Origin of the sequence: Massilicoli timonensis (assembly GCF_900199515.1) — a bacterium.
In the GTDB taxonomy this organism is placed as follows: Bacteria; Bacillota_I; Bacilli_A; order Erysipelotrichales; family Erysipelotrichaceae; genus Massilicoli; species Massilicoli timonensis.
This window is the reverse complement of record NZ_LT963434.1, coordinates 555,094-575,701: the sequence shown is the minus strand read 5'-3', so window position 1 is coordinate 575,701 and position 20,608 is coordinate 555,094. Positions and strand designations below refer to the sequence as shown.

20 protein-coding genes are annotated in these 20,608 nt (G+C 44.2%); 14 read left to right on the top strand and 6 right to left on the bottom strand.

The features are described from left to right. Position 1 precedes the first annotated feature (1 nt). Positions 2–517: a tRNA (cytidine(34)-2'-O)-methyltransferase gene (locus tag C1712_RS04855; protein WP_102267317.1), complete on the top strand. Its 516-nt coding sequence runs from the start codon at positions 2–4 to the stop codon at positions 515–517. Continuing rightward, on the top strand, positions 505–1,083 hold the full coding sequence (locus C1712_RS04850; protein ID WP_102267316.1) for a hypothetical protein: 579 nt from the start codon (positions 505–507) through the stop codon (positions 1,081–1,083). Before C1712_RS04855 ends, C1712_RS04850 begins: the two co-directional genes overlap by 13 nt. Before the next feature lie 58 nt (positions 1,084–1,141). Here C1712_RS04850 and C1712_RS04845 read toward each other — a convergent pair whose 3' ends face one another. After that, entirely contained in the window at positions 1,142–1,387 is a 246-nt protein-coding gene (locus tag C1712_RS04845; RefSeq protein WP_102267314.1) for a DUF3892 domain-containing protein, read from the bottom strand. Between the two features lie 61 nt (positions 1,388–1,448). Between C1712_RS04845 and C1712_RS04840 the strand changes: the two genes are divergently transcribed. From C1712_RS04840 to C1712_RS04835, 3 genes are all read left to right on the top strand, one after another. Next, on the top strand, positions 1,449–2,117 hold the full coding sequence (locus C1712_RS04840) for a diaminopimelate epimerase (RefSeq protein WP_102267313.1): 669 nt from the start codon (positions 1,449–1,451) through the stop codon (positions 2,115–2,117). Between the two features lie 253 nt (positions 2,118–2,370). After that, on the top strand, positions 2,371–2,520 hold the full coding sequence (locus C1712_RS12635) for a hypothetical protein (protein WP_178200174.1): 150 nt from the start codon (positions 2,371–2,373) through the stop codon (positions 2,518–2,520). 56 nt (positions 2,521–2,576) lie between these two features. Further along, positions 2,577–3,038 carry a RidA family protein gene (locus tag C1712_RS04835; protein ID WP_102267311.1) on the top strand — a complete coding sequence of 154 codons (462 nt, stop codon included), beginning with the start codon at positions 2,577–2,579 and terminating at the stop codon, positions 3,036–3,038. Between the two features lie 85 nt (positions 3,039–3,123). On the opposite strand, the gene C1712_RS04830 is transcribed toward C1712_RS04835, so the two are convergent. Beyond that, a complete protein-coding gene (locus C1712_RS04830; protein ID WP_102267309.1) occupies positions 3,124–4,248 on the bottom strand; it encodes a DHHW family protein in 1,125 nt (374 codons plus the stop codon). 306 nt (positions 4,249–4,554) lie between these two features. Here C1712_RS04830 and C1712_RS04825 point away from each other — a divergent pair, with 306 nt between their 5' ends. Continuing rightward, complete coding sequence (locus tag C1712_RS04825; RefSeq protein WP_102266835.1) at positions 4,555–5,739, top strand: IS110 family RNA-guided transposase; 1,185 nt, start codon at positions 4,555–4,557, stop codon at positions 5,737–5,739. A gap of 158 nt (positions 5,740–5,897) precedes the next feature. Here C1712_RS04825 and C1712_RS04820 read toward each other — a convergent pair whose 3' ends face one another. From C1712_RS04820 to C1712_RS04810, 3 genes are read right to left on the bottom strand one after another with little or no spacing between them, the layout of a single operon-like run. Beyond that, on the bottom strand, positions 5,898–7,277 hold the full coding sequence (locus tag C1712_RS04820; protein ID WP_102267307.1) for an MBOAT family O-acyltransferase: 1,380 nt from the start codon (positions 7,275–7,277) through the stop codon (positions 5,898–5,900). Then, a complete protein-coding gene (locus tag C1712_RS04815) occupies positions 7,274–7,741 on the bottom strand; it encodes a DUF4358 domain-containing protein (RefSeq protein WP_102267305.1) in 468 nt (155 codons plus the stop codon). Before C1712_RS04815 ends, C1712_RS04820 begins: the two co-directional genes overlap by 4 nt. Before the next feature lies 1 nt (position 7,742). After that, positions 7,743–8,513, bottom strand: coding sequence for an SGNH/GDSL hydrolase family protein (locus C1712_RS04810; RefSeq protein ID WP_219718838.1), 771 nt, complete (start codon positions 8,511–8,513; stop codon positions 7,743–7,745). Between the two features lie 337 nt (positions 8,514–8,850). Between C1712_RS04810 and C1712_RS04805 the strand changes: the two genes are divergently transcribed. The 6 genes from C1712_RS04805 to C1712_RS04780 all read left to right on the top strand — a co-directional run bounded on the left by C1712_RS04805 (position 8,851) and on the right by C1712_RS04780 (position 17,310). After that, a complete protein-coding gene (locus C1712_RS04805; RefSeq protein ID WP_102267300.1) occupies positions 8,851–9,483 on the top strand; it encodes a pyroglutamyl-peptidase I in 633 nt (210 codons plus the stop codon). Positions 9,484–9,507: 24 nt separating this feature from the next. Beyond that, on the top strand, positions 9,508–12,084 hold the full coding sequence (locus C1712_RS04800) for an ABC transporter ATP-binding protein/permease (protein WP_102267298.1): 2,577 nt from the start codon (positions 9,508–9,510) through the stop codon (positions 12,082–12,084). 260 nt (positions 12,085–12,344) lie between these two features. Further along, positions 12,345–13,988, top strand: a complete 1,644-nt coding sequence (locus tag C1712_RS04795) for a Na/Pi cotransporter family protein (RefSeq protein ID WP_102269757.1) — start codon at positions 12,345–12,347, stop codon at positions 13,986–13,988. Between the two features lie 96 nt (positions 13,989–14,084). Continuing rightward, positions 14,085–14,762, top strand: a complete 678-nt coding sequence (locus C1712_RS04790) for a response regulator transcription factor (protein ID WP_102267296.1) — start codon at positions 14,085–14,087, stop codon at positions 14,760–14,762. Then, positions 14,759–16,156: a sensor histidine kinase gene (locus tag C1712_RS04785; protein ID WP_102267294.1), complete on the top strand. Its 1,398-nt coding sequence runs from the start codon at positions 14,759–14,761 to the stop codon at positions 16,154–16,156. The genes C1712_RS04790 and C1712_RS04785 overlap by 4 nt, the downstream gene beginning before the upstream one ends. Positions 16,157–16,245: 89 nt before the next feature. Next, positions 16,246–17,310, top strand: coding sequence for a GH25 family lysozyme (locus tag C1712_RS04780; RefSeq protein WP_102267292.1), 1,065 nt, complete (start codon positions 16,246–16,248; stop codon positions 17,308–17,310). A gap of 268 nt (positions 17,311–17,578) precedes the next feature. Here the strand turns inward: C1712_RS04780 and C1712_RS04770 are convergent, their stop codons facing one another. Next, on the bottom strand, positions 17,579–18,958 hold the full coding sequence (locus C1712_RS04770; protein WP_102269713.1) for an ISNCY family transposase: 1,380 nt from the start codon (positions 18,956–18,958) through the stop codon (positions 17,579–17,581). Positions 18,959–19,154: 196 nt separating this feature from the next. Here C1712_RS04770 and C1712_RS04765 point away from each other — a divergent pair, with 196 nt between their 5' ends. Beyond that, a complete protein-coding gene (locus tag C1712_RS04765) occupies positions 19,155–19,610 on the top strand; it encodes a hypothetical protein (RefSeq protein WP_146003313.1) in 456 nt (151 codons plus the stop codon). Between the two features lie 126 nt (positions 19,611–19,736). Beyond that, positions 19,737–20,582, top strand: a complete 846-nt coding sequence (locus C1712_RS04760; protein WP_102267286.1) for a hypothetical protein — start codon at positions 19,737–19,739, stop codon at positions 20,580–20,582. Positions 20,583–20,608 lie beyond the last annotated feature (26 nt).

Sequence of the window (20,608 nt, the reverse complement as noted above, 5' to 3'; positions counted from 1 at the left end):
GATGCTGCACGTTGTTTTATATGAACCGGAAATTCCACAGAATACCGGCAATATCATGCGCACCTGCATGGCCGCCGGCGCAAACCTGCATTTGATCGAACCGCTGGGCTTTTCCTTGGAGGAAAAATATGTGCGAAGAGCAGGTATGGACTATATCAAGGATCTGCATTATACCATTTATCCCAACTGGGACGCGTTTGTTGCGGAAAATCCCAGCAAGAATTATTATTTTATGACCCGTTACGGCAAAAAGGCGCCTTCGGATTTTGATTTTCGTGCCTGTGAGGGAGATATTTATCTGATCCTGGGCAAAGAGAGCACCGGTGTGGACAAGCATATCTTAAAAGAACATTTGGATCACTGCATGCGCCTGCCGATGGTGCCGAATGCCCGCTCTTTGAATTTATCCAACTGTGCGGCGATCATCGTGTATGAAGTGCTGCGGCAGTTAGGGTATCCGGGCCTTTGTGCACATGAAACGATCAAGGGTGAGGACTTTTTAGAATGTATCGAGTAGATCGTTTTGTGGATACAGCGGAAAAACGCAGCTGTTTCTTCTATTTGCTTTTATTTGGCTGCATGATTTGGCTGCTCGTTATACAGATCCTGTTGGGATTTGCTTTGTTTTCCATAAAGGGGCAAGAAGAATTATTTGCTTTATTGTCTAATCAGGTGCTGTCCTACGCGTATCTGGCAAGGGTGGTCATGCAGTTTCTATCACTTGGCTCGCTCTCCTTTTGGAAGATTCTCAGTATTCTTGTTTTTTCAACGACCTTCTATGAGATCGTTCTGGCGGCCTTGCTCATCATCGGATTATTCCCATCTCCCTTGAAAGGGTGTCGGAAAGGTCTGTTATGGATATTGGGCATCATGGGTGTCATGCTCATCGGCTTCGGTGCATTTGCGGCGCAGGCATTGCAAATGGTAACGCTGCAGACATCGATCCATCTGTTGCAGATGATGGGCGTCGTGCTCATGATCGGCAGCTTTGTTTGTCTGTTGATTGCGGTCAGTGTGATTTATCACATTGTTTTGATCGATTATCCAAGTGCGCTGCAGGTCGAAGTAGAGATCATCTCCTAAAAATAAAAAGTACAGGCTGCTGCCAAGACAGGCGCCTATACTTTTTTTATGGAAATTTTTAGAATTCCTTTAAGTTTGTCAGATTGGTACTTTCATCTCCATCATTCATGCCGCGGATATGACGAGCGCCGTCTCTTCCGGTAAAAGGAATGGCATTTTCGATCTTGCCCGCTTCTACAGCTTCTAACGCCATTTCATAATCATATACTTTACCGGAATTTGACTTAAATTCCTTTAAGGTACCGTCTGAATTGCGTCGTACTGCCACAAAGCGTTCTTTTTTGTTTGTCTTTGATTTTTTCATTTCATTTTACCTCCTGACATTATTCTGATACGCGTACATATAGTTATACAGGAGGTGGACTGTGAAATTTTGGAAATACCATGTCAATGGCAATGACTTTATTTTATTGGAATCATCGCATAAGATGCATCCATCACAGATCACGATGCTGTGTGATCGCCATAAGGGGATCGGTGCCGATGGGATCTTGTGCGTAGCGGAAGAGGAACAGGTCCGCTATCTTCATTATAATGCGGATGGCAGTGTTGCCAATATGTGTGGAAACGGGATCCGCTGTGTCGCACATCACATCTGTACGAAACGCCATCTGTCAAAGATCGAGATTACTATTTTAGGACAGACCTACACAGTGGCGTTAAACGATCATATTGCGACGCTGTACGCACCGATTCCAAAAGTGCTGGAGGAAAATCGCTATAACAGCGGTGTCAATCATCTCATTGTATCAGCATATACGCAAAGTGAGGATGACAATGTCGATGTGGTGAAATACCGGGATGACACGCATTTTGAAATGACGACATATGAGCTCGGCGTAGGGGAAACACTGAGCTGCGGGACCGGCATGATCGCGGCTTTCTACCACGGTGTCCGCAATCAGCTGCTTTCTCATATGGCGATCGGTACCAGCAAAGGCGGTTATAATCTATTATATCTGAATGATGATTCGATCTGTTTGAGCAGTTGTGTCCATGAGGTATATAGCGGAAACTGGAATGAGCGAAAGTAGATGGGAAGGAACACCTTCCTTTTTTATATATGATCAATGGGAATATGGATGATAGAAAAGAAGCGTTTTTGTAGTGGCGGCAGTCAAAAAGGACTGCGCTGCTGTTTTTGAAATAGTGATCTTCTTGAACAAAAGTTTGTTTTCTATTGTATGGCAGAAACGATTCTATGACGGAAATAGAGAGAAGGAAGGGAAAGTGTTTGAGAATTGAAAGCATGGGTAAAATATGATAGAATACACACGAGGTGAGCGTATGATCGAAAATGTAAATGATGCCTTGTCGCTGCTTGCATTAGCTGCTGTTCCCGTCGGGGTATTGACATGGTGGCTATCGAGAAAATACCGCCGCCGTAAATGGAAGCTCTTGAAAAACCGAGAGCCGTATTATCCTGAATGGGAATGATGAAATCACACCTGTTCTATAAAAAGCATCATGCGATACAAAGGAGGATTTAGAAGATGTTTATCAATGCAATTCATTCGGAACATGCACCGAAGGCAATCGGGCCGTATTCACCGGCTGTAAAACTGGGCGACTTTGTGTATCTGTCAGGACAGATCCCGTTAGATCCGAAGACAGGAGAAGTAGTGGGAACAACGATTGAGGAGCAGACGCATCAGGTCATGAAAAATATCGGTGCAGTGCTTGCGGAAATGGGCTTAGCGCATCGCCATGTTGTGAAAACAACGGTATTTATGAAGGATTTGAATGATTTTAACGCATTCAATGAAGTATATGGTTCTTATTTTACGCAGCCTTATCCGGCAAGAAGCTGTGTTGAGGTCGCAAAGCTGCCAAAAGATGTCTTAGTAGAAGTGGAATGTCTTGTAATCGACACATTGGTGTATGAACAACAGATGGCGGCACAGTCTTGCGGCGGATGCAGCGGATGTGAGGATGGCACCGGCTGCGCAGGCTAATTCATTAGAAATCAAAAAAAGCACATAACAGAGCGCATTTGCTTAGGTATGTGCTTTTTTCTTGCTTTTGTTGTTTTTTGATCCGTTAAGATGCCAGTGCGTCGATCAGCGAGGTGTCTTGAGAGAGCGTCGTCATATTATAGAGGAATAAGACATCGGTGATCTGTTTTTCCTGCATCAAGGCATTGACGCTGTCAAAGTAATAGCGTGGATCGATGATCGTGATCGTACTGTAATAGGGAGTTAAAAACGGAATCAGGGCATTGGCGTAACTGTCCTTGATGACAAGCAGATGATTTCTTCTGGTAGAAGCGGTTTCGATCTGAACAAGGGGATGATTGCCTTTTAGGAAAAAATCATAAGGATTGTCCGAAGCTAGTTTTGTACTGTCGAAGAGCGTATATTCGCTTGCTTCGATATCACTGTAGGTAACGCGGTAGACATCATCGCTGTTTTGATTGAGATAGACGCTGATTTCATCCGGGTAGCGGTAAATTCCGGTCTTGCTTGCCAAGGTGCCGTAGAAATCGTTTTTCACATAAAGCTGTTCATAGCTGTTGGCGCCGGTATCTAATGAAAGAGCCTTTGCATAAGTATCAAATGCCAGCTTGGCGCCGCTGCTGGTCCAGTGATGATCACTGCGATAATATAATAGATCTTCGCTTTTTTCAAAAGGCTCGATCAGATCGATGCAATTCATAGGCGATACCTTTTGATAAAAGGTTTTTATGTCGTTTTCCTGTTTCGAGCGCGGGGCGCCGAAAGGCAAAGCATTGTCGCTTAGACCAATGGCGGTAGGAGCGATCATCATCTGCATGGCAACATCGGGATGAGCGCTTTGAAAAGCGGTGATCGCCTCTGTCATCTTATTCATCTGTGCAGCGGACATCGGCGTATAGTCCTGTACCAGCGCATCTTTGCCAAGATAGACATCTTTGCTTTTGCGATTGCCCATCAGCTGATCGAAGATCGCGTGCATGCTGACGAATTGCTCACGCATCGGGAACTGGTCGTTTTTCATCGTTTCATAGTTTTCCTGATAAGTGCCATCCAGCAATGAAGTGCCCTCCAGCGCCTGCTTGGTCGTCAGATTGCGTTTTTCGGTTTCGGAGAACGTCTGCTGCGGCTTTTGCCAGGCATAAAGCGACAGGGCAGTAATGAGGACCATCATGATGATCACAAAGGCCAACTGATAATATTTTTCCTTCATAAGCGCTCCTGGTATATTGGAAATGACTCATCTAAAAGTCATTACAACATACCTTTTCCTTTCTATCAACCTTTATACCCGTGGTTGATTACGGGGTTCATTGTCTGTATGATTGAAATATGTGAATGTGGATTTGTATTGCTCCTTGTGGCTCTGACTACTTTAGAAAGGTTCTTACCACTCCTTATTCCAAAATAATGATGAGTTAGATGAGTCTTTGAATTCGTATCTCGTTCCAGGTTTTATGGTCTAAGTGCTGTGGTTTCTTCACTTCACATACTCTTATTTCAGAAAGGATGTGTTTTTATGTTTCTTGTTGGAATCGATGTCGGTAAGCTCTCTCACATGTTTTGCATCATGGATTCTTCCAATGGCGAAATCCTCGTCAGTCCTGTTTCTTTTAAAAACAATAAACAAGGCTTTGATTTTCTGATGGGCAACATCAAGCTTTATCCCAAAGACAAATTGCTGATCGGTATGGAAGATACAGGCCATTATCATTTCAACCTTTTGAAGTTTTTACTCGATTCCGGTTATACCGTTGCACTCATCAATCCCATAACGACCGATCTTACCCGAAAGATGCAACTAAATCCTACCAAAGACGACAACCTGGATACCATGACCATCTGTGATGTCCTGGCTTCCAGTCCTCGTAAAAAGGGTTACAGGATTTCTAAAATCAATAATTTTGAATTTTATGAGCAGAAACGTCTGACCCGTGAACATCACGATCTCAAGGAACAATTAAACGTATATGCCAATAAGCTTCAGAAATGTATTGATATCGTTTTTCCTGAATATAACTCCCTGTTTAAATCCAAGTATGGAACTGTATATATGAAGGTCTTAAAAGCGTTTGGCTGTGCGAATGCTATTGCTCATGCCGATATCCGCAATATTCGCAAATGCTTCGAAACCAATAGGAACGGCCGCACTATTTCACTGACACCGGAAAAATTAAAAGAAGCTGCTAAGCATTCGATCGGGTTTCCTTCAAAGGCTGAAGTGATCGAAATACGTCATCTGATCGATTTGATCGAATTGATCAAAGAACAAATCAACGATGTGGATATAAAAATAGAAGAGTTCAGCACGCAACTTAACTCTCCTATCCTCACCATACCGGGAATCTCACATTTCTCCGGTACTTCTATTTTAGCTGAATTAGGAGATTTACGCAACTATTCTAAGGCGTCTCAAATCATCAAATTTGCCGGTGTTTCCCCATATAAGCATCAATCAAGTCAATATGAAGCCCAACATACAGCCATTACCAAGAAGGGATCACGATATCTTCGCAAAACACTTTATCAGGTGATCTTACCTGTTATTCGCTACAATCCTGTATTTAACGAATACTATCATCTCAAGTTGTCGCAAGGGAAAGGCCATCGTTGCGCTCAGGGACACTGTGTACGAAAGTTACTTCGGATCATCTATCATCTGGTAATAACGAATCAACCGTTTGATTCAACTCTTTTAAAATAAGTCATTACTAAATTCTTAGATCCTCTACTAAGTTCTTTTTGTCATGCCTTTTTATTCACTATTTCAAAGATCGAGACAACTTCAGCTAACTAACTTCAATAAATTTTTATTTTCAGACTTTTTCATACAATTTACTTGATTTTTATATAGTTAGCTTTCTAAAACTGTGTATAGAGAAACGGCTGGAATGTCGAAGTAACCAGATAACAGATGCTGAGGATGAACAATCCGAGGATCATCAGATCATGCAGGGGCAGGCGCAGTGCTGCTTTGGTGCGAAGATAGATCTGGTGAAAGAGCGGGGTAGAGGCAATGACGGCACAGAGGAAATAGAACAGATGATTTTTGAAATACCAGAAAGACTGTTCATCTATCAAACCGTTTGCCCCAAACATCGCTTTAAGATAATCGCTCATTTGCGCAAGATCCGGGAATGCAAACAGCATCCAGCCGATCGCGACAAGTAAAAAGGTAAGCAAGATCCGCAGCGCCTGCGGACATTTCCGCAAGAAGCCGCCAAGCACATAGCGTTCTAACATCAGCAGGACAAAATAGTAAATGCCCCATAATACAAAATTCCAGCTGGCGCCATGCCATAAGCCGGTCAGCGACCACACGATAAAGGTGTTTAAGATCACTCTGGGAAGCTTGCGGCGGCTGCCGCCAAGGGGAATGTAGACATAATCTTTGAACCACGTACTGAGGGTGATATGCCAGCGTTTCCAAAAGTCTTTGATGCTGTTTGCCATATAAGGATAATGGAAATTTTCCGGCATGCGAATACCAAGCAGCAGGCTCAAACCGATTGCCATATCACTGTATCCGCTGAAATCAAAATAAATCTGAAAAGTAAAGGCGAATGCACCGATCCATGCGCTGACCATAGATAATGCGGCATTGGCGCTGATCTGTTCAAATAAGAATGCAAACGTATTGGCGAGGATCACCTTTTTGGCAAGACCGATGACAAAACGGCAAAGCCCTTCATGGGTCGCAGCGATCGAGATGCGCAGCGGCTTTAACTGTGCCTCAAAATCCGGATAGCGCATGATCGGTCCCATGATGATCTTAGGGAAATAAAAGACATAAAGCAGGAAATCGCCGAGCTTTGGCTGCTTTTGCAGTTTGCCTTGATAAAGATCGATCGCATAGGAAATAAGCGAAAAACTGATGAAGCTGATTCCCGCCGGTGCAATGAGCAGCCGCAAAGTAAAATCAAATGAAGCAAGTGCGGAAATACCGGATAACAGAAAACCATAGTATTTGAAATAAAGAAGCAAAAACAATACGATGCCGATCAATTCCATGCAAATCGCAAGTTTTTTGTACTGTCGTACCCGCTGCATCCGCAGATTAAGCAGATACAGATAGCAGGCAAGCATCAGCAGCAGGATGGAAAACAGCGGTTCTACCCAGAAATAAGCCGCAAAGGAAATCACCAGCAGCATGTAGCGTTTGCCCTTTGGCGGCGTCAAAAGATATAGCGCATAAAATAGCGGCAGCGCACTGAAAAGAAAAAAGATACTGTTGAAACTCATCCGTGCACCTCCGTTTCGATGATCTGATACAGATCTTTGGCATCTTCGCCGACGACATAGATCACATAGTTGCCTTTGCGCATGAGGATCGCCTGCTTCAATAATTCACATTGTTCGATGCCATAGCCTTCAAATGCGTGCAGCTGTTCCTCTTTGCGCTTGTTTACTGCCTGAAAGATCGATTCTGCCTGCACTTCTCCTTTTGCCTGAATGATCGCAACTTCATTGACGCGCATGCTGGTAGCGGGGATATAGAGGATAAAGCGCTCTACATCGTCAAAATTGATGTGATAAAACTTGCGCAGGCCGCTCTTGTCGCCTTCGCTTATATATTCACTGTTGTGTTTTTCCTGCAGCGCTTTTGCCAGATCGTCCATGTCGATGCTGGTCTGATCTTTGAGAAACGGTATGATGAGCAAAACTGCCGCAATGATGAGATAAATCAGATAGCGTATTGATTTCATATCAGCTCTCAGCCTCTTTCTTTTGTAAACACATCACCATCAGATCGAGCCAGTCGCTGTAAAAAGGCTCCTGCGGGTGAAGACCGTCAAATTCATATGTAGATGATGCGCTGATGAGGATCGACGTATCGACATAGGTCAGATCATCTCTTTCACACATTTCCTTCATCGCTTGATTATAGGCGGTATAATTGCGCAGGGATGGCGTTGCGCTCATGCCGTGCTCTTGCAGCGGGTGGATCCCGATCACATATAAGTGTGCGTTTGGCAGCGCTTGGCGGATCTTCGTGATCATCGCTTCGTAGTCAGCGATGAAAGGAGCAGGATCACCGCGGTAATAGATGAGGTCATTCATGCCGAACTGCATAAACACATGTTCGGGATGAAAAGCGATCGCCGCGTCGATTTCCGCATCGCTTGTTTTGATGCGCCGGCCGATTGCCGCAAAAACATTGGCGCTGTCTAATAAGCCATAAGCCACCAGCCCTTCCGACATCGAATCACCGATCAAGGCGCTGCGCCGAAAGAAAAACTGATTATCGATTGGCAGGCCGTTTTCTTTTCTGATCTGTAATTCGATCTGATAAGAAGCAGTGGCAATCTTATTGCTGACGTCTTCTGCGGAATTGGCTTCCTGATAAGCCTGCAGCGTCTTTTGATCCTTTTTGATCTGCGCATCGCTGTGCAAGGAATAGCCGCCGCCCAGAAACGGGGAAATAAACAGAAAAAACACTGCGATCACCGCAATGAACATTAAAATAATCGGGAACATGCCTGTTTCTCGCCTTTTCATAAATCAAATCCTTTCTTTTACATCCCGCCATGGGCAAAGCAGACGCTTAACAAAGGCGGAAAGCAGTTGTAAATACAATATTTTAATCTGTCGCTATATTGCTCGCAAATAACGAGAGATGAGGTAAAAATAATACTTCTCATTTACGGAATAATCATAATCCATAAATGCAATGGATTCAAGTGCCAATTTATTAAAAATGATCGCTTCATCGATCAAGTGTCGTGAAACAGCGAATTATGGAGAATCATTGATGCGGTATTTGTAATCAAGGCAGGTTAGTGATATACTTCTCTCATGGAAATGAGGGATCAAGATGCGTTTACTGATAACCGGTTTTGAGGCGTTTGGGAAGGATGTGATCAACCCTTCACAATTATTATTGGAGCGGATGCCGAAGACGATACAAAATGCGCAGATCGATACATTGCTGCTGCCGGTAGCCGGCGCGCAGGCATTAACGCTGATCGAGAAGCAGGTGTTGGCAGTTTCCTATGACGTCGTTTTATGTTTAGGACAGGCAGGAGGAAGAGACGCGCTGAGCGTGGAGCGGGTGGCGATCAACCTAGATGATTATCCGATTGCGGATAATGCGGGCATTCAGCCAATCGATGAAATGATCATGGCAGATGGCGAACCTGCCTATTTCAGCGATCTGCCGATCAAAGCAATGGTGCATCTCTGTCGGGAAGCAGGTGTGCCTGCCATCGTTTCCAATACTGCCGGCACTTATGTCTGCAACCATGTCATGTATGGCTGTGCTTATTTGAAGCGAAAACACCATCTGCATTATCGAAACGGATTCGTACATGTACCTTATCTGCCAAGTCAAAGCGATCATTTGCCGAGCATGGAACTGGGCGTGATGGAACAGGGGATCTGCGCGATGCTGACCGCCATCGTGTCAAATAGAAAGAAAGGAAAGGAAACAGAGGGCGCACTTTGTTAAAACGGTGCGGGAAAGGAACTTCATATGTTAGAATTAAAGCAGATCAAGAAGGATTATTTAAGCGGAGAAAACTGTGTGCATGCGCTGAACGGCATCGATATTCAGTTTCGAGAAAGTGAATTTGTATCAATTTTAGGGCCGAGCGGCTGTGGGAAAACGACGCTGCTGAATATCATCGGCGGCTTGGATCATTACACCAGCGGCGATCTGCTGGTCAATCATACTTCGACCAAGCATTTCAAGGACAGTGATTGGGATACGTATCGCAATCATACGATCGGTTTTGTCTTTCAAAGCTATAATCTGATCCCGCATCAAAGCGTCTTATCCAACGTGGAACTGGCATTGACTTTATCCGGGGTTTCAAAGGAAGAGAGAAGAAAGCGTGCGGCAGATGCCTTGAAGCAGGTCGGCCTAGAGGATCAGCTGCATAAAAGACCGAATCAGATGTCCGGCGGGCAAATGCAGAGAGTGGCGATTGCCAGAGCGTTGGTGAACAATCCGGATATCCTGCTTGCCGATGAGCCGACCGGCGCATTAGATTCTAAGACCAGCGTGCAGATCATGGAAATTCTAAAGGAAGTGGCAAAGGATCGTCTGGTGATCATGGTTACACATAATCCGGATCTTGCCAATCAGTATTCGACGCGTATCATCTCTTTATCAGATGGACAAATCGTGCATGACAGCGATCCCTATCAAACAGATGGCAAAATGGTGGAAAAGATCACACGCAAAGGGAAAAAGCCGTCTTTGTCGTTTCGAACGGCGTTATCGCTCAGTCTGAATAATTTAATGACCAAAAAGGCGCGTACCTTTATGGTTTCTTTTGCGGGCAGCATCGGCATCATCGGGATCGCGCTGATCTTGGCGATTTCCAATGGGACCCAGAATTACATTACCAGCGTGGAAGAAGAAACACTTTCCAGCTACCCGATTCAAATTGAATCGACTGCGATGGATATGGGTGCGATGATGAGCACCATGATGACGCAGGCAAACAAAGAAGTAAAGCATCAGGATGGTAAGATCTATACCAGCTTTATCATGAATGAGATCTTGGACAGCATGGTTTCGGAAATGAACAGCAATGATCTCAAATCATTTAAGACTTATTTGGAAAAACATCAAAAGGAGCTGTCGCAATATGCCAATGATGTCGTATATACATACAGCACACCGCTACATGTCTACCTTGCGGATACAAGCGAGGACGTCGTGCAGGTCAATCCAAGTCAGATCATGGATGAAATCGGATTTAATATGGCGGTAGATGGCTTGGCAAATACCAATATGATGATGGGAACGGACGCATGGGTGCAGCTATTAAATAATGAAAAGGTGCTGGATGCGGAGTATGAAGTATTGGCGGGGCGGATGCCGCAGGCATATAATGAAGTGGTCGTCATTGCCGATCAAAACGGTGAGATCAGCGATTATGCCCTTTATTCGATCGGCTTAAAGGACAGCGATGAAGTCAAAGGCGTCATGAAAAAGCTGCTCAACGGAGAAGAAATCGGCAATCATGAGGAGGAAGAAAGCTTCGCTTATGAGGAATTGCTGGCGCTTCGCTTCAAATTGGTCGTGAATACGGATTACTATGAAAAGCAAGGGAATCGCTGGATCGATCAAAGCGAGGATGAAGATCGCTTAAAGGAAATCGTAGCGGCAGGAGAAAACATTACGGTGGTCGGCGTTGTCAAGGCGACGGATATGGCTTCGATCACGCCGAGTCAATGTATTGGTTATCGCGGTGATCTGATGACCCATTTGATCGAACGGGTGAATGAAAGTGAGATCGTGAAGGCCCAGCAAAGCGATCCGGAAATCAACGTGTTTACCGGTATGAAATTCAGCGATGGCGAAAGCAGCAAGCTGGAAATGAGCGCATTGAGCGCAGAAGAGAAACTGTATCTGGCATCGCTCAGTGAAGCAGAGCTGGCGCAGCTGATGGCACAGTATAAAGAAGAAATCGATGCGACCTATGAAAGCAATTTAGAGAAACTGGGCGTTGCGGATGTGGAAGAACCGTTCCAGATCTCGATCTATCCAAAGGATTTTGAAGCAAAGGAGCAGATCGCGCAGATGATCAGTGACTATAATGACGAGGTGTTGGCGCAGGGCAAAGAAAATCTGGTCATTCAATATACGGATATCGTCAAGACGATGATGTCGTCAGTCACCGATATCATCAATTCGATCAGTTATATCTTAGTGGCGTTTGTCGCGATCTCGCTCATCGTTTCTTCGATCATGATCGGCATCATCACTTATATTTCGGTGCTGGAGCGTACGAAGGAAATCGGCGTACTGCGCAGCATCGGGGCGTCGAAGCGCGATATTTCAAGAGTATTCAATGCGGAAACGCTGATCGTTGGATTCTGTGCCGGTGCTTTTGGCGTATTAGTGACCGTATTGTTGTCTATGGTGATCAATGCGGTGGTCGCAGATGCACTGAGCATTGAAAACATTGCTTCCCTGCCGATAGAGGCTGCGATCATCTTGATCTGCATCAGCATGGCTCTGACTTTGATCGCCGGTTTATTCCCGGCACGCTTCGCGGCGAAGCAGGATCCGGTCAAGGCGCTGCGTACGGAATAAGCAAGCGAGCAACACCGGTGCACTAAGGATATGAAAAAGCGGATGATCCGCTTTTTTGTTTATATGGGTGTGCGATTCGCTTTGTGATCGTTTTGCACATCAGTGATAAAGCGCATGCAGCAGGCATCATTTTACATAAATTTAACATTTCTATGATTTTTCATTAACATTGCTATGGCAGAATAGGGTTGTATCTAAGAAAATGTATCATTTAGATAAAATCTGTGTTAGTTGTACGTAAAATCAGGAGGATGGAACAGATGGAATTAGTGAAGTCGATTCTCGTATTTATCGGCGGGCTCGGTATGTTCTTATACGGCATGCATGTCATGGCGGAAGGATTGCAGAAGTCTGCCGGTGCGAAGACGAAAAAGATGATGGGCTATTTGACCAATCATCGTTTAATGGGCGTTTTGATCGGTGCGCTGGTAACGGCGATCATTCAAAGCTCGTCTGCCACTACGGTCATGGTAGTCGGTTTTGTCAATGCCGGCATCTTGAATCTGGTGCAGGCGGTCGGTGTGATCATGGGTGCCAATATCGGTACGACGATGACCGCATGGCTGGTATCAATGAGCGAGTGGGGCGATTTGTTGAAGCCGGATACGTTTGCACCGCTGCTGCTCGGTGTGGGTGCCTTTTTGATCTTGTTTACGAAAAAAGACGGCAAACACAATGCCGGGTCGATCTTGATTGGTTTCGGTATCCTGTTTACCGGTCTTTCCAGTATGTCCGCTTCGGTGGCGCCTTATGCCGATGCGCCGATCTTTTCACAGGCATTTACGATCATCGGCAGTAATCCGCTGCTTGGGATATTGGTAGGATTGGTCGTAACCGGCATCATTCAGAGTTCTTCTGCTTCCATGGGCATTTTGCAGACGCTGGCGATGAACGGACTGGTAAACTGGGGCTCGGCGGTGTTTATCGCTTTAGGACAAAACATCGGAACCTGTGTAACAGCGATGATCTCCAGTGCCGGCACCAATGCCAATGCCAAACGAGCAGCGGTGATCCACTTGCTGTTTAACGTCATCGGTGCGATCATTTTCGGAACCATCGGCTATGTGATATTCTTAGTTTATCCAAACTGGGCGCATATGGAAGTAAACAGCGTGCATCTGGCGGTTTTCCATACCGTGTTCAATGTGCTGAATACGATCCTCTTATTCCCGTTTGCCGGCGTATTGGTAAAACTCTCTGAGAGGCTGGTAAAGGATCATGACGATACGGAACGACTGCTGGTGCATTTAGACGAGCGTATTTCCGAAGCGCCTGCTTTCGCCTTGGAATCGGTGAAGAAAGAAATCGAGCGCATGGGCAAATTGGCTTATGAAAATATCCGCTTATCCATTCAGATGGTACAGGACAAAAACAAAGATGTGCGGGAACAGATCCATAAAAACGAAGCTAAGGTCAATGTATTTGAAAAGAAGCTGGTCGAATATCTGATTACCTTTGATATGACGGCATTGACATTAGACCAGCAGCGTCAAGTAAAAAACTTATTATATACGATCAGCGATCTGGAGCGCATCAGTGATCATTGTGAAGATGTTGCCGGTATGTGCGATGATCTTTACCGAAACGGCGATGATTTCTCCATCGGCGCCTATGAAGATCTGAAAGAAATCGGAGAATGCAGTGCGCAGACGCTGTTCTATGCACTGGATGCCCGTAAATATCAAAAGGAATTATCGAGCGAACAGGCACTGCAGTGTGAGGAGCAGGTCGATGCTTTGGAAGTATCGCTGCGGGAAAAACATATGCGGCGTTTGACCGAGAAAAAATGTAATTTAGAATCCGGCGTCGTATTCTTGGATGTGATTGAGAATTATGAGCGGATCAGCGATCATGCGACCAATATCGCAAAATACGTCCTGCATGAACTGGAGCCGGTTCAATAGTGCATGTTTCGTGAAATATGATATACTAAAACAAACAGATAAAAGAAAGGAAATGATGGGACAAGGAAGCTTGTTTCATCCTAGTAGGTGAAGGCTATGGCGAGAATTGCGGTAATAGAAGATGATGAAAGCATTCGCTCTTTGATTGAGATCGCTTTGAGTTCACAGTATGAGGTTGCGGCATTTGAAAGCGCTGAACAGTTTTTGAAGGAAGTACCGCATTACCGGTATTTTGATTTACTGGTATTAGATATCATGTTGCCGGGCATGAACGGGATCGATCTGATGAAGCAGGTACGATCGAAAGAACAGGGAAATGATACGGCGATCTTGCTGCTCAGCGCGAAGGATCGAGAAATCGATAAGATCATCGGATTAGACGGCGGTGCCGATGATTACATGACCAAGCCTTTCGGCGTCATGGAGCTGATGGCGCGCATTCGCAATTTGTTGAAGCGGATGAAGCGGCAAAACGTGTATGAAAACGCTCGTTTGAAAGTGGAACAGGAGACCCGCAGCGTCTATTTAGATCAGCAGCTGATCGAATTGACTTATAAAGAGTTTGAACTGCTTTGGTTTTTGATCAGCAATCGCCGGCGGGTCGTACCGCGCGAGGAATTGCTGAATCAGATCTGGGGCTATGAGTTTATCGGAGAATCCCGTACGCTGGACGTGCATATCAATTCCCTGCGTAAAAAGCTAAAGGATTATGGCAGTCATATCCGCTCTTCCCGAGGGGTCGGCTATCGTTTTCATGAGGAGGAAGCTGCGTGAAAAAGCGGATCTTCCGCAATTTTACCATCATTATCTGTTTTGCCTTGACGATCGGCAGCGTCATGCTTTATTTGGTCATGTCGTCGATCTTATTGGAAAAAGAAAAAGAAAACCTGATGACTACGCTGAAAACGCTCGATTATGCGCAAGGCGATCTTTTGGAAAACGACGCAATCTTCAAAAACTTCTTAGATGATGAAGATGAACGGCTGACGATCATTGACGAACAGGGGAAGGTGCTGCTTGACAGCGGTGTAGAAGATGCGGAAATGATGGAAAATCATCTGCAGCGAGATGAAGTGAAGGAAGCGCTTCGGGATGGCTTTGGCTATGACATTCGCTTTTCCGATACCTTAAAGGAAAATATGCTTTATGCAGCGTATTATAATGAATCCGTACATCAGATCTATCGGATCTCGACGCCTTATCATGGCTTGGCTGCTTATGGTTATATGCTGGTGCCGTTGCTGCTTATGACGCTTGGCGTTTCTTTGCTGATCTCATTGTGGATGGCCAAGCGTTTCAGTGACAACAGCGTCAAACCGCTTGAGGAAATCGCGGCGGAAATCGCAAAGATCAGTAAGCGCGGCGCTGCGCTTCATTTCAAAAACTATGATTTTGAAGAACTGCGTGCCATTACCAGCGCATTGACACAGATGAAACAGGAACTGGAAACGACGATTTCCCGTTTGGAACAGGAAAAACTGATTCGCACTGAGTTTTTTTCCAATGCTTCCCATGAATTGAAAACCCCATTGACCTCCATCCGCGGCTATGCGGAGCTGCTAAACAGCGGTATGGTAAAGGAAGAACAGTATGCGCAGTGTATTGCACGCATCATGATTGAATCTGATCACATGATCGAGCTGATCAACGATATTTTGATGATCTCCCGTTTGGAAGGAAAACATATGGATGCCCAGGCAACGACCTTTGATCTGGGCGCGCTGATCCAAGATATCGTCGATGCGCAGATGCCGCTTGCCTTAAAAGATCAGATTCAGGTGCATACGGATCTGGCGCATGTTGAAGTCGTTGCGGCGAAGCGCTATATGCAGGAATTGGCAAATAATTTGATTACCAATGCACTGAAATACAACCGCGCAAACGGACAGGTGGAAATCGAACTCACAAAAGAAGAAACGGGCATCAAGCTGATCGTCGAAGACAGCGGGATCGGTATCAGTGAGGAAAATCAGGCACGGGTCTTTGAACGCTTTTATCGGGTAGATGAAGGCAGAGATAAAAAAGTCGGCGGCAGCGGTCTAGGCTTGGCGATCGTCAAGCACATCGTTCATTATTATGAAGGAACCTTGCATATGCACTCTAAATTAGGCATCGGTACGAGAATTACCGTACATTTGCCGATCTTAGCGAAACAGATCGATCATTGAGATGGATCTGTTTTCCTTTTTGTCCATACCGCACACTGTTTGCTTACATATCCATAAGTATAGCGAAGCGCTATAGAAAGGAGTCGATTATGAAACCGATTATTGATATCTCTGTTTATCAGGGAGAAACCGATCTTGCTTTGGCAATGAGTCGAATCGATGGGGTGATCGCACGTTGTTCTTATGGCTGGAGCGCAGGGCAGATCGATGCACAGTGGGCGCATAATGCCAAACAGGCAAATGATTTAGGCATCCCATTGGGGGCATATCACTTTGCTTATGCCCGAAACGAGGAAGAAGCCAAAAAGGAGGCGAAGTTAGCTTTATCCGCGATCAAAGGCTATCGTATCCGCGTCTTGTATTATGATTTAGAATATACGCCGCAGCAGGGGAATCTGAGCAATGAACAGCTGTATGCGATCGCCAAGGCATTCTGTGATGAGATCGAGGCGGTTGGGATCCCGGTCGGGATCTATGCGAATACCGATTGGTTCCGCAATAAATTGACGAATCCCGGATTTGCGGCATGGACGCTGTGGCTGGCTGATTACGGCACCAATTCCGGCTATGATGAATGGAACGGCAAACTGCTCTATGATCCTTTCGATCATGTGCTGCTGCACCAATTTACTTCAAGAGCAAAACAAGGGGTGTTAAAAGGCATTGAGGGAATCCCGTCAGAAGGACTTGATGCGAGCAGCGATCATGGCTGGCTGCAGACATGGAACAAAGACCATGTGTATGAGGAAACGACGGCAGGAGGCACGCCTTCACTTGCGCATCGAATCGGGGAACGGGTTTATTTTGATGTGCTGTTTGCTTCTTCTACTTCGACAACGCCGCTGAAAGCGCTGATTCACAGCGGTACGATCACAAAGATATTGGCAGGAAGAAGAAATCCTTATCTGATCAATGACGGTTCAGGCTGGCTGAATGATGCTTCGATCATTGAGCAGCTGTTTCAGATAGGCGATCAGGTCATGGTCAAGCAGGGCGTTGGCGCCACCTGGGTCAATCAGGTGCCGATCGCAGGCTTTGTCTATCAAAACATCTATACGATCATGGAACTGTCCAATGCTTCGCAGACGGCGGTCATCGGTATAAACGGCAAAGTAACCGGCAGGATCAGCATGGCTTATCTAAAGCGAGCATGATCGATGCAGCCGCTTTCACTTGATCGACTTGCCATAAGAAAAGCGGATCTCGATCATCCGCTTTATTTTTTACATGCCGCAAGCAAACTAAATATTATGGCTCTTTTCGCGTTCTTGTTTCTTACATGGATCGCTTCTTGTCTTTTATTTCTATCCTTTTCTATCCGGATTTTGTGGATATTTGACAAAAAAGTGCAAAAAACGAAGTGAAATTATGTGATTGTCTTGCATAAAATGTCAAGCGAAAATGAAAATGTCCCAAAAAAAGTCAAACATTAGCACCATTCATTCGGTGCTTTTGTTTTGCCACATAATTGAGATAAGAAGCATGTTTCCAAGGATGTGACATAGGCGGTATATAGTACTTTCTTTGTTTAGGTTTCTCATATTGTACATCAAAAGTTTTAGACAGTTCTTCATGTTCAGGAATTTCTACCATAACGAAAAGCTGATCAAGAATATTGACATATAAACTTCCTTCAAAGGATTCGATGACCATGGCTGTAGTACCTTTTTTCAAGTATGTCCTGATTCCATTTTTTGTAACAGGTATGTAATACTTGTTCTTATAGCGTATACAGTGACCGTTGTCTATTTTACGTGTACTCAATACAGCTAAGATTTGATTGATTTTTGTGTTCTCCGGTTGCTTTTCAAATACTGTTTTAGTATTATTTAAGGGTAGAGAGAACATGTCATTGAATTCTTTTATGTAGGAGTTTAAGAACTCGTTGGCTTCCTCTATGGTGGAAATACCTGCAAGTCTAAGTTCAATAGGTAAACGAGATTGCAGGGTTTGGTTCAAGCGTTCTACACGCCCTTTTGCTTGCGGAACGCTTGAACATTCTAATTCGATCCCTAATTGATGACAGGCATAAGAGAACTGTGTAAACGTGTCTTCTTCATCAGAAGATGCGTTTTTTCTTTTGTATTCAAAAACAGTACGACGATCTGTGAAGAACTTAGCGGGGATGCCATAAGCAGTGAGTATCTGGTAGGTAATTTGATAATAAGCATTTAATGTTTCCTGACGATCAAAATAAGCACCCACGATCATACCGGTGGCATCATCGATCGCTAAATGAAGATGGGAGATGGTATCACCAAACCAAAGGTGAGGAGAGGCATCCATCTGAATCAATTCACCAAAGTAAGCACAACGAGGACGGCGAGGATGAGCATCAGATCTATCTAAGCGTTCAAGTTTTTCCTCGATCTTAACCAGTTCTTTTTTAGAATTTGATCGTTTCTTATGCTCGCTCAAGATAGATTTCATTTTTTTGATCGTTTTCTTTCTTGCTTTAGGAGAAAGGATCCCTTCATCAAATAACCATTTCTTAATGGTAGAATCACTAACAGAAATATTCTCATTCTTCAAAAGGAGTTCAGAAAAATGAGTAAAATTGGCATCATGATATTTAGTACGATACAGATCGATCACTTTACGTCTTGTATCTTCAGGAATAGTGGTAGAAGGTTTCCTGTTTCTATTCTTATGGATAAAACCTTCTTTTCCTTCATTCTGATATAACAGAATCAAACGATTCACGGTACGGATCGTGCAATGCAATTTCAAAGCAGCGTTTTTCTTGTTTCCGTTGGTATCAACTAATTTTTTAATAATTTCATATTTATATTGTTCTTTCATTCTTAATACAACCTCTCTCATATTAACCTCTCTTTCACGAAAGGTTTATCATATATCACTTTTGGGACAAATTCAATTTCGTTTCATTAAGACATTATCATTTTCGATTCATAGAAATTATGTGATTGTCTTGCATAAAATTGCGCTTGTAATTACAATAGAATATAATAGATGACGTTGATAGAGGTGGATGCTTGTGGAATTGAAAAGTAAGAAGCTGAAAGTGAGAAATCTTCCTGAACGTGATTATAAATTGGGAGATATTCAGTCAAAGCCCTATGGATTTATTATTTTCTTTTTATTGCTCGGCATTTATATAGCCTATCGCTCGAATTTGCTGTTTGGCATATTGTTGATCGGGATCTTTCTGTATTATCTGCTGGTCAATAAAAATCAGGTAATGACGGAATTTTATGAAGATTTTGTCGTCTTTTACAATGAGCGTGATCCACAGGAGTGTTATATCGTATTCTGGGATGAGATCGCTTCTTGGACATATGAACGCGGGCGCTTTGATACCGACCGTGTGCATGTATCGCTCAAAAACGGTGAAAAGATCGTCTTTCGCTCGCTTTCTCCAATGAAGATGAAAAAGTATTTCCATCAGAAAGCCGGTAAGGCGGAAGTGCGTAAATCAAAAGTTCACGCATGAACAAATAGGCAGAGAAGAAGTCATACGGCTTCTTTTTTTGTTTATGCTAGTAAAGAGAGAAGTTGCTTTTTTGCTTGATTTAGGATATGATGATAACGCATGTTAGAAATGATAGAAGGAGATTATATGAGTCGTTACGATAGTTATAAAAAGAAAGCGATGGAGCTGTTACAAAGCTCGCGTATGAAATTGTTTGCGGTGATCTTGACACTGAATTTTATTTCGATGTTAAATTCGATGCTTTCCTCTTTTTACAGTGGAAATGACAACTTTAAGATCGTTTCTTTTCTTATTACGGTTGTATTGATCGCCGCTAATTTATATGTATATATGTTATTTTTGCAATTAACGAGAACAAAGACGCTTCGCTTTCGCGCACTGCGCTTAAACGGCGCACAGATACTGGCGATGTTTTTGGTCGCGATCATCTTGGGACTTGGCAATGTGGCGCTGCTGTTTGTGGTGGCTTTGGCGCTGCAATGGATTCCATCGCTGTATGCGGTAGGCGTATTTTTCGTATCGCTTTTGGTCATGATGGTCGAAGCGATCGCGGCCTTTGCGATCAGCGACGGCTATCGCGGTATTTTTAAGATCTGTCTTTCCAGTATCCGCTTTGTCCGCTCTTTTGCCAAAGAGATGTTGCAGGCGGCAGGTGTTTATATTCTGGTCTATCTGACATTGATGGTCGTAACCAATTTACTGACTGCCCAGTTTCTTGAGATCTTAAATCCGAGCAGCGAAGAGCTGAACGCGATCATGGCAAGCGGCAGTGTGATGTATCATGCTTTGCAATATGAAAAGACCTTGATGATCGGATATGCGCTATTGGGTGTGCAGGCGGTGCAGCTGGTCGTCAATAGTTATCTGTATGCTTATATTTATACATTTTATGCGCTGCTGTATGAAGATGCGAAAGACAATTTCTTTTTGATCGAAGAAGCGCCGTCGCTACAGAAGCGAAAGAAAAAATAAAGTGTTTTATGATCAAAACAGTCGTC